Source organism: Aeromonas sp. R2-2 (genome assembly GCF_040908355.1).
Classification (GTDB): domain Bacteria; phylum Pseudomonadota; class Gammaproteobacteria; order Enterobacterales; family Aeromonadaceae; genus Aeromonas; species Aeromonas veronii.
In genome coordinates this window covers 43,400-56,178 of sequence record NZ_JBFODQ010000103.1, presented here as the reverse complement: position 1 = coordinate 56,178, position 12,779 = coordinate 43,400, and the positions used below count along the sequence as shown (strand labels likewise).

The following is a 12,779-nucleotide window of genomic DNA, read 5'->3' as shown; positions in this document are numbered from 1 at the left end:
GGATTTCTCCTGAGAGCGATGATGCAATATACTATACCCCAGTATAGTTTTATTGATCGAGAGGATCCGTCATGTCCCACACCATTCACGACAAAAAGAAGCTGCTGGCACGGGTGCGCCGCATCAAGGGGCAGGCCGGTGCGCTGCAGAGCGCGCTGGAGCAGGAGAGCGACTGCGCCGCTATCTTGCAGCAGATCGCCGCCATCCGCGGCGCCGTCAACGGCTTGATGCTGGAGGTGCTGGAGGGGCATATGCGCGAGCATCTCGGCGCCCCCGATGCCACCCCGGCCGAGCGGCTGGAGGATCTGGATCAGGTGGTCAGCGTCCTGCGATCCTATTTGAAGTAAGCAGGATCGCGGCACCATCCCTTCAGGCTCGACCAGCGTCGGGCTTGAGCCACCGCCAGCTTTGCGCCATGATGTCCAGCCCGGCTGACCGCCGGTTTTACTGGACAGTCAATTTCAAGGATCCCCCATGTTTGAACACGTCGATGCCTATGCTGGCGACCCAATCCTGACGCTAGTCGAGACCTTCCACAAAGACACCCGCGAGCAGAAGGTGAACCTGGGGATCGGCCTCTATTACGACGAGCAGGGACGCATTCCGCTGCTGCCGTCGGTGCAGCAGGCCGAAGCCCAGCGCGCAGCCGCCCCGGCCCCGCGCCCCTACCAGCCGATGGAAGGCGCCGCCAACTACCGCACCGCAGTGCAACACCTGCTGTTTGGTGCCGACCATGAAGCGGTCAAGGCGGGACGTATCGCCACCATCCAGACCATCGGTGGCTCAGGCGCGCTGAAGATTGGCGCCGATCTGCTCAAGCGCTACTTCCCGACCTCCGAGGTGTGGGTCAGCAATCCCACCTGGGACAACCACAAGGCGATGTTCGAGGGAGCCGGCATCAAGGTGCATGACTACCCCTACTACGATGCGGCCACTGGCGGCGTGCAGTTCGATGCGATGATCGACTGCCTGAGCACCCTGCCGGCCAAGAGCATCGTGCTGCTGCACCCCTGCTGCCACAACCCGACCGGGGTGGATCTCTCCCGCGCCCAGTGGGATCGGGTCATCACTCTGGTGGTCGAGAAGAACCTGATCCCCTTTATGGACATCGCCTATCAGGGCTTCGGTGACGGACTGGAAGAGGACGCCTACGCCATCCGCGCCATGGTGGCCGCCGGTGTCAGCTTCTTTGTCAGCAACTCGTTTTCCAAGAACCTCTCCTTCTACGGCGAGCGCTGCGGTGGCCTGTCGGTCATCTGCAAAGATGCCGAAGAGGCAAGCCGGGTGCTGGGCCAGATGAAGGCCACCGTACGCCGCAACTACTCCAGCCCTCCCACTCACGGTGGCCAGATCACCGCGGCGGTGATGAGCCAGCCCGAGCTGCACGCCATGTGGGTCGATGAAGTGACCGAGATGCGCACCCGCATCAAGGCAATGCGCCAGAAGCTGTTCGAGGTGCTGAGCGCCAAGGTGCCGGGCCGCGATTTCAGCTACTTCATCAACCAGCGCGGCATGTTCAGCTACACCGGCTTCACCCCGGAGCAGGTAGATCGCCTGCGCGAGGAGTTCGCCGTCTATCTGGTACGCTCCGGCCGCATGTGCGTGGCGGGCCTCAATAGCCGCAACGTCGACTACGTAGCCGACGCCATGGCGGCGGTGCTCAAGGGCTAATCCGCATCAGCCCCGCTTTGGCGGGGCTTTTTTTTGTCTGTTGCGTTCGCGGTCACCTCTTGATGGATCTGCTCACCCTCCCCCTGCTGTGAGAGAATGCCAGCAGGTCACGTTGAATCTTTCTGATTCCAAGCCTGTTTATCTTCATCAATTTCAGGAGCCACTATGGATCTGATCGCTCTCTCTCGGCTGGGAGGTCGCCATCTGGTCACCCTGCATCTGCTGCTCGACAACCAGAGCGTCACCCGCACCGCCGAGCGGCTCTGCACCACGCCTTCCACCGTCAGCAAAACCCTCAACCAGCTGCGGGATCTGCTGGGGGATCAACTGCTCTACCGCCAGGGCAACCAGCTGCTGCTCACCCCCATGGCCGAGCGACTGGCGCCCACCCTGAACCGGCTGTTGGGGGAGCTGAACGGCCTCACTCGCCAGAATGCCTTCAACCCGCAGCAGTGGCAGGGCACATTGCGGCTGGGATTGCGCGAGAGCGTGATGACCTGGCCGGTGGGCCCAATTCTGGGTCAGCTGATGAAAGAGGTGCCGGGCATGGTGCCGGAGATCTGGAACAAGGATGAGCAGGGGCTGGAGGCGCTGGCAGCGGGTAAACTCGACTTCGTGATCCTGCCCCATGACCAGAGCCAGCCGTTGCCGCGACAGCCCGGGCTGGTGTGGGAGACCCTGCGGGAAGAAAAACTGGTCTGCCTGCTGCGCAAAGACCACCCCGCGCTGGCCAACCCCTGGGATCTCGATGCCTACCTGAGCTGGCGCCATATCGCCATCCGGGATCAGGAGCTGGCCAACCCCTTCTTCGAGCAGAGCCTGGCCCAGCAGCAGGTGCGTCGCCAGATTGGCGCCACCCTGCCCGATTTCGCCAGCGCGGCGGCCCTGCTACCCCAGACCGACCTGATCCTCACCGCCATCGGTGGCTGGGCGGCCTGCATGGCCAGTCAGCCGGATCTGGTGATGCGTCCGGCACCGTTCGATTACGGCAAGGTGAGTCACAGTCTGGTCTGGTATGGCCCGGCCGGTGATGGCTCGGCCCGCCACTGGTTCCGCCAGCGGATCCTGCAACTGGGTCGCGAATTGATTGAGCCCTGAGCCGGATGACAGCGAGCAGAGATTGATGTTTCACCGCGGCGAAACATCAACGGCAAGTAGGGACTAGGGACGTTTGGTATAGATGGGGCTGGGGAAGGAGGCAACGTTGCTACCCAGATCCGTGATGCGGGCAGCCCCCTGCTTTTTCACCTGGTCGATGCGCAGCACCTGATGCATGGGGATAAGGGTCTGGCGCACATCGGCAAATTCGCTCTTGAGCTTCTCGTGACTGGGATCGACGATAAGCGCCGTATGGTTGTCCCAGACAAAGTCGGCAATCTCGATAAAACCGAACAGCTGGCCCTGATTGACTTCGCGCACATAGACTTCGTAGCGCTCGCTGTGGCAAATAAACTGAACCCGATATAACGCCTTGCTTTCACTCATGATTATCTGTCATTGAGGGGTAAGAAGATGGCCATTATTCTAGCCGCCGTTCTCGCCCCCTCCAATAGACAGAAATCACAGTTGCGGCCTTTCCATGCCGCACCTCACGCCATGACGGTCACCGGATGACGCAACCACTCAGCCCATCAAGGCAGGTAGTGAGACCGGCCCCAATCCCGCTGCGCGCAAACGACTGGCCAGCTGTTCCAGCTCGGTTTGGTGAGCCTCTTGCCATTGTGCCGCCTCTCCCCGCACCCCGTGGTGGCGAAAGCCGTTGAGGCGAATGGGCACAGGCCCCAGCCGCTGCAAGAAGGCGGCAAGATCCTCGTCCAGCTCACCACTCGCATCCAGAAAATCGCTCTTGCCCGGCACATGGAGCAGCCGCAGTTCGGTCAGCTTGCCGTGGCGTGCCAGCAGTTGCAGCGATGCCAGCACCCGCTCGCGACCATAGCCGGTCAGGGAGTGATGCACCGAGTCACGCCACCCCTTGAGATCGAGCATGGCGCCGTCGAGCACCGGCAGCAGCCGCTGCCAGCCGGTTTCGGCCAGCGAACCGTTGCTGTCGAGCAGGCAAGTGAGATGGGCCAGATCCGGCGCAGCCTTGATGGCGGTAAAGAGCGCAACCACGAAGGGGAGCCGGGTGGTCGCCTCGCCGCCGGAGACGGTAATCCCGCTCAGCAGTGGGCCGTAGCGGCGCAGCAGGGCCAACACGTCGGCCACCGTCATGGTGGCAGTCTTGGGATTGGCACTGCGCGGGCAGACATCCAGACAGGCGTCGCAATCGGTGCAGAGCGTTGCCTGCCAATGAACCTTGCCTTCGCTCAAGGTCAGGGCGCCGCTCGGACAGACCGCAAGGCAGTCACCGCAATCGTCGCACAGCCCTATGGTGTGCGGGTTGTGGCAGCCGGGGCAGCGAAAGTTGCACCCTTGCAGAAACAGCACCAGCCGGTTGCCCGGCCCATCGACACAGGAGAACGGCAGCACCCTGCTTACCAGGGCGCTGCGTGTTGGCAAAACATCAGCCATCGGTGCGAACTCAATACTCGCCGATGGTCGATTCGTGGGCGACCACTCGCGGAGCCCGCTGACGGATGGCGGTCACTTCACTCGCCTCGGCACCGAGACAGGTGGTCTGCAAGCGCGACCCCTCCTCTGCGAAGCGGGCCACGTCGCTCTTGCGGATCATGTAGCCGGTCACCCGCACCAGATCGCTGTCGGCCACGTTGGCGGTGAACTCGCGCATACCGATGGCGAGCGCCCCCTTGCAGAGCTGCAACAGCGCCTGCGGGTTCTGGCGGATGGTGGGATCCAGCGTCAGGATCTCGCTGATCCCCGAATGGTAATAAGTGTGGTGCGGTGCCAGTGCCAGCACATGGCTGGCCGGATCCGGCTCATGCCCGTAGGGAATGCGCACCCCGGGGGTGACTGCCACATCGATGCTGAGGCCACCTTGCGAATGCAACAAAGCGCGGCCACCCCAGGCATGGGTCTGCGGGGTCGTGGTCACATAGGCGGAGAGCTGGGCCGAGATGCGATAGCCAAGCTGGTTCGCCTCCTCGCCATGGCCGTAGCGATCCGGCAGATTCTCTTTATCCATCAGGATATTGACCGCTTCCGCCATGCCGTAGATGCCGAACATGGGGACAAAGCGATCCTCATCCAGCAGCCCCTCCTTGACCAGGAAGCTGTCGAAGAAACCGGACTCATCGTGGAGGAAGGCGGCCCGCGCTTCGATCAGCTGGGAGGCCAGACGGCAGTAGTGGGGCAGCAGGCAGCCGAGGAAGTCGTCGATCCCCTGACACTGCTCGGCGACCCGCTTGAGGGAGATGCGCACCAGGGTATTGGCGCCACCCGCTTGCGGCAGGGCGTTGTAGCAGCTGACGATGCCAAAACCACGAGTGTCGAAGGTGTCGCGGTGGATCGGGTAGTTGGCGATGTGCGGCTTGCTGCACTCGGCGATGTTCTTCACCGCCTGCAGCAGCAGATCGTCCGGGGTCTGCTCCGGATCGTGGAAGAAGGTGAGGTTCGGCGCCACCTGCTTGAGCTCGTTGTCGATGCGCAGGATCAGGCGGCAGATGCGGTTGTCATCCGGCCCGATGTTGACGTGCATGAAGGCGTCCGGCAGCACCCGATCCAGATAGACCCAGAACCCCTTCATCTTGCGATAGAGGGTCTCGTCATCCAGTTCGCCGACAAACGGCAACAGCAAATGGTCGAGCCGCCCCAGCCAGACCGGCATGCCGGTGACGGAGGGGACATGGTGATAGAGGATGCGCAGGGCGTTGAGCGCCTCGTCGAAATCCTGCGGCGCCGCCAGCTCCAGCCAGGAAGAGCCCTGACTCAGGAATTTTTCATAGTCCGGCAACACATAACGCGGCTTGTAGGGGGCGTGCCCTTCGAACATGTCGCAGATAAATCCCTGCTCCATCGCCTCGGCGACTGCGGCAGGCAGGTCGGGGTAGGGCAACGCATTCTCGGCGGCCAGCGCCAGTGCGTGGCTCTTCTGGGCGGCGGAGAGATGGGGATCGCGCACGATACGCTGACAGGTTTCGATCAAAGACATGGGACACTCCTTCACGGATAGAGCCCATATCCTCACCATTTGCAGGCTTTTTTTGAAGTGACATTCATGACATGACGGATGTCGAATAATGACATCCATTACACAAGATCACGGCTCGCGCTTCACCAAGGCAAGAGCTCGGCTATGCCTCCCAGCCAGCGCAGCAGGAAGAAGCCCCCCATTCCACCCACCACCACAACCAGAGTCGGCAGCCGCAACAGGGTCAAGAGCATCACCCACAGGGTGGCGGTCAGGTAGTCAGGATCCCAGTCAAGACCTATCCCCGGCTCGTAGCTAAAGACGATGGGCAACCAGATGGCAGTCAGCACCGACTGGGCCGAGAAGCCGAGAAACGCCCCCATCTCGGCACCCGGCTGATATCGGGTCAACCGAGAAAAGAAGGCGAAGCGGTTGAAAAAGGTGATCAGGGCCAGCAGGCCAATCATCAGCCAGCTCACGCTACCTCCTCATCCGGTGCAGCACATAGCCCACCACCATGCCAGCCAGAGCCGAGACGATGATGTGGATCTCCGCCAGCAGCGGCTTGGTAAGCAACGCTGTGCCGCCGCTCACCAGAGTGGCCGCCACCATGGGCAAGTTTTTCATGGCGGGAATGGTCATGGCGATGAAGGTGGCCGCGATGGCAAAATCCAGCCCCATGCTGTCCAGTCCATCGATGTACTGACCGGCCGCGATGCCGAGCAGGGTCGCCAGATTCCAGAACAGATAGAAGACGAATCCCGCGATGAGCGCGTAGGCCGGATCAAAGTGGCCGCTGCGCTCCCGGTCTTTCAGCGCCACAGCGAACATCTCATCAGTCAGGAAAAAAGCAAGGCTGGCACGCCAGCGCAAGGAGAGCGGCAATACGTCACGGCGGAAGGTGAAGCCGTATAGCAGATGCTGGGAAGTGATCACCATGGTGGAGCTCATGATGGGCAGCAGGGGCGTGCCCGCCCCGAACAGGGTCGTGGCCGAGAGCTGGGCGGCTCCGGCGTAGACCAGCAACGACATCAGCTGAGCCTGAAGCGGACTCAGCCCTGCCTGCAACGCCAAAGCGCCACACAGGATCCCCCAGGGGATCACCGAAATGGAGAGCGGGAGCATATCCAGTGTGGCACGCCACCAGAGCATCCCCGTTCGCTCGGGCACGCTCGTTACTGACATCATGTGATCTTCCTTGTCACAGCCAAAGCGAGCCGAAAAAACTAGCACGGGACAGCAAGCGCTGTCACGTCATCACTGGCGGGAAATAAAACGCCCGCGGAGTCGCGGGCGTGCACAAGGGGATCAGGGCTCGATGACGATGGGCGTACCCGGGTCAACGGCGTCCCACACCTCATCCAGCTCGTGATTGAGCATGGCGATGCAGCCATTGGTCCAGTTGGAAGGCTGAACCCTGCGGTTGCCAATGCTGTTGCGCTGGCCGTGGATCATGATCATGCCACCCGGACGAACACCCAGCTCATTGGCGCGCTTGATGTCATCCAGGTTCGGATAGTTGATATGGATGGCTTTGTAGTAGCCGGAATTGGTCTTCTTGTAGTCGAGGGTGTAGCGCCCTTCCGGCGTACGCTGATCCCCTTCCTGCTGCTTGTGCCCCTTGGGCGCCGGGCCCAGAGCAATCCAGTAGCGCTTCAGTTCTTTGCCATCCTTCATCAGGGTCAGGCTATAGGTCGACTTCTTGACCACCACCAAATCGGCTTTTTCGGTCAAGGCAAAACTCAATGCGGGCCAAAGCCCCAACAAACACAGTAATACGGCTCTCATTCCATCCCTCGACAAGCCTCTGGTGCGGGCTTTTCTTGTTACCAGATCATCTGAACGATGCCCGCCGAGCGGCGAGCGAGCGCCATGATATTGGATCGCCATCAATACTCAATATGCCCGGCAAAACATATCTTGCCGCAGCCAGGCCATCTTCCTTGAACGCTGTCATTTTGCATTGGTAATTAACAGTTAAAACAACAAGATACAAAAAATTATCGCGCTGGCACCCGGGGCAATGATCGGCGAAGATAACACTCCACTCCCCGACAGGATCATGCCATGCGCTCTTCGTGCCGCCTCGCCACCCTGCTGTTCTCGCCACTCCTGCTCTGGCTGCCTGCCAGTGTCGCCGCCGATGCACTCTGGCTGCGCGAGCCCGCCCTCTCCCCCGATGGCAAGCAGCTTGCCTTCACCTGGCAGGGGCGCATTTTTGTCGCCAGTGCCGATGGAGGCCCCGCTACGGCGCTCACCGGCAGCGACTACTTGAGCCAGCGGCCAATCTGGTCACCGGATGGCAAACAGCTCGCCTTTGCCGCCAATCTCTACGGCAACGAGGATGTGTTCGTGGTACCCGCCAGCGGCGGCGAGATGGTGCGCCTCACCCGCGATTCGCGCACCGATCTGCCGCAAGCCTTCAGCGCCGATGGCAAACGGCTGCTGCTGAGCAGCCAGCGCCTGGGGGCGCCCGATGCCGACCATTTTGTCGCGGAAGGCTACCAATGGGGCGAGCTCTACTGGACCCCGATCACCGGCGGCACCTTGCAGGCCGATCTGCCGCTGCCTGCGACCCTCGCCCGCCCCCACGGGGAGCTGCTCGCCTATCAGATGCCCGCGGCGGATCAACCCTTTCGCAAGCATCAGCACTCGTTTGCGGTGCCCCGCCTCTGGTTGTTTGATGGCAAGCAGCACAAGCAGCTGACCGAAGATCGGGTGGCGGCCACCGATCCGGTCTGGAGCGACAAGGGGGATACCCTCTTTTACCTGAGCGAGCGCAGCGGCGATTTCAACGTCTGGCGCCGGGATCTCGCCAGCGGCAAGGAGCAACAGCTGACCCACTATCAGGGCCATCCGGTGCGGGGGCTCAGCGCCTCTCGCAATGGCGATCTGGTCTGGTCATGGCTGGGCGAGCTCTATCGCCTCGATGCCGGTAGCAGCGAGCCACGCAAGCTGACCCTCACACCGCAAGTGGCGAGCACGCCGGATGAGGCGAGCGAGGCCCTGACCCTGGCAGACGAAGCGCTGGTCAGCGAAGAGGCGGACGAGCTGATCCTGGTGAGCGAGGGCAACCTGTTTGCCCTCGACCCCGAGCGGGAGCGGGTGCGTCAGCTGACCCGAGATCCGAGCGAGCAGTCCAGCCCCCTCTTTGCCGAGCAGGGCCGCGCCCTCATCTATCTGTCTGAGCAGCAGGGGCACGCCGCCCTCTATCGCCTGCGCAAGGGGGATCCGGATCTGCTGTTCAGCGATCCCGGCACTCTGACCGAGAGCCTGCTGCTGGCCATTCCCGGCAAGGGGATCAGCCGTCCGGTGCTCTCCCCCGACGGCAAGCAGCTCGCCTTCGTGGTAGATGGCCAGGCCATCCACCTGCTGGATCTGGCGAGCAACAAGCAGCGGGAGCTGGTGCCTGCCAGCTTCAACCCCTCGCGCCACGAGGTGCATCTCGCCTTCGCCCCCGACTCCCGCCATCTGGCGCTCACCTTCCGCCCCGATGCGGCAGAGCAGGAGATCGCGGTGATCGACACGGCCAATCCCAAGGCCAAACCGGTCAATGTCAGCCTCAACGGCTATCAGGATGGACAACCGGGCTGGAGTCAGGATGGCGCCATTCTCTACTGGCAATCGACCCGGTTTGGTGCACTGGGGCCCGATGGCGAGCCCCTCGTCACCAACCTGCTAGGCATTTACAGCAGCCGTGCCGCCAGAGCCGATGCGATTGCCGAGCTGGAGCCGCCGAAAGGGGGATACGGCTTTGAGAGCGATCGTCTCAACCATCGAGAAGCGCTGCTGCTGCAACCCACCGGCACCCTGCTCGCCAGCCGCATCATCGGCGACCAGCTGATCTATCTGGTGGAGGAGATGGGGGTCAACAGCGAGAGCGAGATCAAGGGCTACAGCCAGGATCTGCGCAAAGGCAAAACCAGCGAACTGTTTGGTGAACAGCCCGGCCCAGCGCTGGCAAGCCTCAACCAGCAGGGCACCCTGGCTACCCTGGTGCGAGATGGGGAGATCACCCGGATCCACCTCGACTCCGGCGAGGCCACCAGCGCCCCCTTCGCCTTGCAGCCCACCAGCCGCTGGCAGGAACGCATGACCGCCGCCTTCGATCAGATCGCCCGACTCACCCGGGACGAGTTCTATCTGGACGATATGAACGGGGTGAACTGGGATAGCTATGTCGCCGCTTACCGCCGCCTGCTGCCGGGCATCGGCAACCCGCGGGACTTTGGCAACCTGTTGGCGGAGCTGGCTGGCGAGCTCAATGTCTCCCACACCTGGGGCAGCGGCCCCGCCCCCTTCCCGCGCATGGCGGACGAGACCGCCAGCCTGGGCGGCTACTGGCAGGATGGCGAGCAAGGGGTGATGCTCACCGCCCTGCTCTCTGGCGGCCCGCTGGATCAGGAGAGCGATATCGCCCCGGGCGCCCGCCTGCTCGCCATCAACGGCAGCCCGATTGCCAATCTGGCCGAGCTGGATCGAGCCCTTAACCATCAGGCCGGTGCCCGGCTCACCCTCACCTTCCAGCAGGAGGGCAACAAGCAAACTGACGAGGTGGTGCTCACCGCCATCGACAAACAGCAGGAGTACCAGCTGCAACAGGATCGCTGGATTGAGAAACGGCGGGAGCTGGTGGCTAGGCTGAGCGGAGGACGGGTCGGCTACGTCTATCTGCCGGCAATGAATAGCGAGGTCTACGATGCGGTGGTGGCGGATGCCCTCGGCAGACAGCGCAATCGCGATGCGCTGATCGTCGATGTCCGCTTCAACAGCGGTGGCTATCTCGCCAATACACTGGTGGAGTTTCTGACCGGCAGCAGCAGCGCCAAGGGGATGGCCAGCAGCTGGCCCCGTCAGGGCAAGGGGGAAACCGATGCCGCCACTCGCCAGTGGACCAAGCCTTCGGTGGTGCTGGTCAACGCTGGCAGCTACTCGGAAGGCTCCGCCTTCCCCGAGTACTACCGCGCCCTCAAGGTCGGCCCCATCGTCGGCGATCCGGTGCCCGGCACCGGCACCATGGTCTATAGCCACGACTCCCGGCTGATCCCGGGCCTCTCCTACGGCATTCCGACCCTGGGGCTGCGCAAGCCGGACGGCACCTTTTACGAGAATCAGGAGCTGATCCCGGATCTGCAGGCGCCTCTCACCCCCGCCGACATGGTGGCCGGGCGGGATCCGCAACTGGAGGCCGCGGTACAGGCCGCCCTCAAGCAGCTGCCCGCCAACGCCAAATAACGGCGCCCATCGAGCTCAACGAAAGCGGAACAGCTCGCGATGCAGATGCCCGTCCGGCAACAGCCGGGTCAGGGCATCTGCCATCCCCTCCGGCCCGCAAAACCACACCTGCTCGGGCGCATCCTGCGCGATGCGGGCCAGATCCAGCCGCCCGGCCGCCTTGTCCAGATGCAACTGATAATGCACACCGGTGCGATGACAGAGCTCGGCCAACCGTTGATGGTAGACAGCCCCCGCCAGGTCCGGCGCGCACTGGATCAGGGTGTTCCCCTCGCCGCGCTCGCCACGGGCAGCCAGCCCCTCCAGCCAGGCGACGAACGGCGTGATACCGATCCCGGCCCCCAGCCAGAGGGCTCGGCCTCCCCCTTGCGGCGCAACAAAGGCGCCATAGGGGCCGGTCACCACCACTCCATCCCCGACGCGCGCCTCTGCCACCAGCTGGCGGGTATGATCCCCGAGCGCCCGCACCGCGATCACCAGCTGGCGCCGATCCGCTGACACCCGCACCAGGGTAAAGGGGTGCGGCCCCTCCTTGGCGTCAAATTCGAAAAAGGCAAACTGACCCGGGCGGTAATGGGCGAGCGGCCTCTCCAGCTGCATGGTCAGCTCGCAGGTCTGATCCGCCAGCACTCGCACCGCAATGACCCGGCCGGGATGGCGATCCCGCGCCCCCACTTGTCCCAGCAGAGAGTAGAGGGCCCCGATAGCACCGATCCCGCCGATCAACCAGATCGCTACCCCAACCGGCGTCATGGCTCCCACCTGAGGCAGCAGGCAGAGCCCGTGGCCCCAACCAGCCAGATAGATGAGCGGCGCCAGTCGATGGATCAGCCGAAAGCGGCCATAACTCACCAGCGCCAGCAAGCTCACCACCACCAGCGCGATCAGCAGATAGAAACTCCACTCACCCAGGGTATTGCCAAGGGCATGGAGCGAGATGCCATTACCTGCACCAGCTCCACTGACCCCACGCCGGGCGGGACGACTCAGCCAACCCGCCGAGACCGCCCACTTGGGCGCCTCCACCAGCAGCCAGTGGGCGGTCAGCGCCATTGCGCCGCCGATGGCCGTCTGGCGGTGCAATCGCAACATCCGGTCCAGACCGCCACACCACACCTCCAACTGCGGCATACGCAAGGCCAGCAGCAGCGAAATGGCCATATAGGCCATCCCCAGCAGGCCGGTCAGTAACAACATCTCATGGCGCCAGGGCCACACCCCGTTGGCATCCCCCGCATACCCGAGCCACCAGACTCCGACCGCCAGCAGCGGCAACAGCCACCACATCCATTTGTTCGTCATAACATGCTCCCTGGTTCCATCGCGGCAGGGCCTCATCTCCCTGCTCATGGCACCATTGCACACCCGCCCGGTCACAAGACTTTGCCAGAGGGGGAAGCTTGTGTGGCAATGTGTGACAAACGGAAACAAAAGAGGGGCCCGCTGGCCCCTCTGGTCACCCTTGCTGACCGGCCCTCTCTTCATGGGGAATAGCGAAAAATCCACCTCTGCCGTGATTGACGACCTGCCTGCAAAAGGAATCAAATGGGGACGACACATATCTGCGGCGGAAAACCTGCCGCCCACTCCCCCGGACCAGGAGCCCCCCTTGCTTTCATCCACCGAACAACGCTACTGCCCGAGTTGTCAGCGCGAGACCAACCATGTCGTGGTGCTGGTCGACAAATCATTTGGCAAACAGCCGACACCGGAGCAAAAACGCACAGCATTCATCAAAGACTTCATTACCGGCTGGGCCGCCGACCCCTTTCTGGCCAACATGGATCGCTTTGAACGACATGCCATCTGTGAAAATTGCGGAAATAAAGTCATTGATGAATCGTGA

12 protein-coding genes are annotated in these 12,779 nt (G+C 62.7%); 5 read left to right on the top strand and 7 right to left on the bottom strand.

Annotated elements, in window-relative coordinates; translation table 11 throughout:
* The first annotated feature begins 71 nt into the window (after positions 1 to 71).
* The 3 genes from AB5Z09_RS22050 to AB5Z09_RS22040 all read left to right on the top strand — a co-directional run bounded on the left by AB5Z09_RS22050 (position 72) and on the right by AB5Z09_RS22040 (position 2,769).
* Positions 72 to 347: a metal/formaldehyde-sensitive transcriptional repressor gene (locus tag AB5Z09_RS22050; protein WP_368196293.1), complete on the top strand. Its 276-nt coding sequence runs from the start codon at positions 72 to 74 to the stop codon at positions 345 to 347.
* Between the two features lie 127 nt (positions 348 to 474).
* The gene (locus AB5Z09_RS22045) at positions 475 to 1,671 is read left to right on the top strand and encodes an amino acid aminotransferase (protein ID WP_323070134.1); all 1,197 of its coding nucleotides are present in this window, start codon (positions 475 to 477) and stop codon (positions 1,669 to 1,671) included.
* Between the two features lie 165 nt (positions 1,672 to 1,836).
* Complete coding sequence (locus tag AB5Z09_RS22040) at positions 1,837 to 2,769, top strand: LysR family transcriptional regulator (RefSeq protein WP_335819071.1); 933 nt, start codon at positions 1,837 to 1,839, stop codon at positions 2,767 to 2,769.
* A 63-nt stretch (positions 2,770 to 2,832) separates the two neighbouring features.
* On the opposite strand, the gene AB5Z09_RS22035 is transcribed toward AB5Z09_RS22040, so the two are convergent.
* The 6 genes from AB5Z09_RS22035 to AB5Z09_RS22010 form a co-directional block, all read right to left on the bottom strand.
* Positions 2,833 to 3,156, bottom strand: a complete 324-nt coding sequence (locus tag AB5Z09_RS22035) for a DUF1820 family protein (protein WP_005340296.1) — start codon at positions 3,154 to 3,156, stop codon at positions 2,833 to 2,835.
* Between the two features lie 138 nt (positions 3,157 to 3,294).
* Positions 3,295 to 4,182: a YjjW family glycine radical enzyme activase gene (locus AB5Z09_RS22030; protein ID WP_335819070.1), complete on the bottom strand. Its 888-nt coding sequence runs from the start codon at positions 4,180 to 4,182 to the stop codon at positions 3,295 to 3,297.
* A gap of 10 nt (positions 4,183 to 4,192) precedes the next feature.
* Entirely contained in the window at positions 4,193 to 5,719 is a 1,527-nt protein-coding gene (locus AB5Z09_RS22025) for a YjjI family glycine radical enzyme (protein WP_335819069.1), read from the bottom strand.
* Between the two features lie 122 nt (positions 5,720 to 5,841).
* The gene (locus AB5Z09_RS22020) at positions 5,842 to 6,177 is read right to left on the bottom strand and encodes an AzlD domain-containing protein (protein ID WP_005340292.1); all 336 of its coding nucleotides are present in this window, start codon (positions 6,175 to 6,177) and stop codon (positions 5,842 to 5,844) included.
* 1 nt (position 6,178) lies between these two features.
* A complete protein-coding gene (locus AB5Z09_RS22015) occupies positions 6,179 to 6,886 on the bottom strand; it encodes an AzlC family ABC transporter permease (RefSeq protein WP_021230918.1) in 708 nt (235 codons plus the stop codon).
* Positions 6,887 to 7,006: 120 nt separating this feature from the next.
* Positions 7,007 to 7,486 (bottom strand): murein L,D-transpeptidase family protein, encoded by a 480-nt coding sequence (locus tag AB5Z09_RS22010; protein WP_031227763.1) that lies wholly within the window; start codon positions 7,484 to 7,486, stop codon positions 7,007 to 7,009.
* Between the two features lie 279 nt (positions 7,487 to 7,765).
* Here AB5Z09_RS22010 and AB5Z09_RS22005 point away from each other — a divergent pair, with 279 nt between their 5' ends.
* Positions 7,766 to 10,933, top strand: coding sequence for a S41 family peptidase (locus tag AB5Z09_RS22005; protein ID WP_368196291.1), 3,168 nt, complete (start codon positions 7,766 to 7,768; stop codon positions 10,931 to 10,933).
* Positions 10,934 to 10,948: 15 nt separating this feature from the next.
* Here AB5Z09_RS22005 and AB5Z09_RS22000 read toward each other — a convergent pair whose 3' ends face one another.
* Positions 10,949 to 12,235 (bottom strand): ferric reductase-like transmembrane domain-containing protein, encoded by a 1,287-nt coding sequence (locus AB5Z09_RS22000; protein ID WP_368196288.1) that lies wholly within the window; start codon positions 12,233 to 12,235, stop codon positions 10,949 to 10,951.
* Between the two features lie 181 nt (positions 12,236 to 12,416).
* Here AB5Z09_RS22000 and AB5Z09_RS21995 point away from each other — a divergent pair, with 181 nt between their 5' ends.
* On the top strand, positions 12,417 to 12,779 hold the full coding sequence (locus tag AB5Z09_RS21995; protein ID WP_368196286.1) for a hypothetical protein: 363 nt from the start codon (positions 12,417 to 12,419) through the stop codon (positions 12,777 to 12,779).

Excerpts from the sequence above, each read along its gene's own strand:
- AB5Z09_RS22050 (WP_368196293.1), top strand. The coding sequence starts at position 72 with ATGTCCCACACCATTCACGACAAAAAGAAGCTGCTGGCACGGGTGCGC.
- AB5Z09_RS22010 (WP_031227763.1), bottom strand. The coding sequence starts at position 7,486 with ATGAGAGCCGTATTACTGTGTTTGTTGGGGCTTTGGCCCGCATTGAGT.
- AB5Z09_RS22025 (WP_335819069.1), bottom strand. The coding sequence starts at position 5,719 with ATGTCTTTGATCGAAACCTGTCAGCGTATCGTGCGCGATCCCCATCTC.
- AB5Z09_RS22015 (WP_021230918.1), bottom strand. The coding sequence starts at position 6,886 with ATGATGTCAGTAACGAGCGTGCCCGAGCGAACGGGGATGCTCTGGTGG.
- AB5Z09_RS21995 (WP_368196286.1), top strand. The coding sequence starts at position 12,417 with ATGGGGAATAGCGAAAAATCCACCTCTGCCGTGATTGACGACCTGCCT.
- AB5Z09_RS22030 (WP_335819070.1), bottom strand. The coding sequence starts at position 4,182 with ATGGCTGATGTTTTGCCAACACGCAGCGCCCTGGTAAGCAGGGTGCTG.
- AB5Z09_RS22005 (WP_368196291.1), top strand. The coding sequence starts at position 7,766 with ATGCGCTCTTCGTGCCGCCTCGCCACCCTGCTGTTCTCGCCACTCCTG.
- AB5Z09_RS22035 (WP_005340296.1), bottom strand. The coding sequence starts at position 3,156 with ATGAGTGAAAGCAAGGCGTTATATCGGGTTCAGTTTATTTGCCACAGC.
- AB5Z09_RS22045 (WP_323070134.1), top strand. The coding sequence starts at position 475 with ATGTTTGAACACGTCGATGCCTATGCTGGCGACCCAATCCTGACGCTA.
- AB5Z09_RS22040 (WP_335819071.1), top strand. The coding sequence starts at position 1,837 with ATGGATCTGATCGCTCTCTCTCGGCTGGGAGGTCGCCATCTGGTCACC.
- AB5Z09_RS22000 (WP_368196288.1), bottom strand. The coding sequence starts at position 12,235 with ATGACGAACAAATGGATGTGGTGGCTGTTGCCGCTGCTGGCGGTCGGA.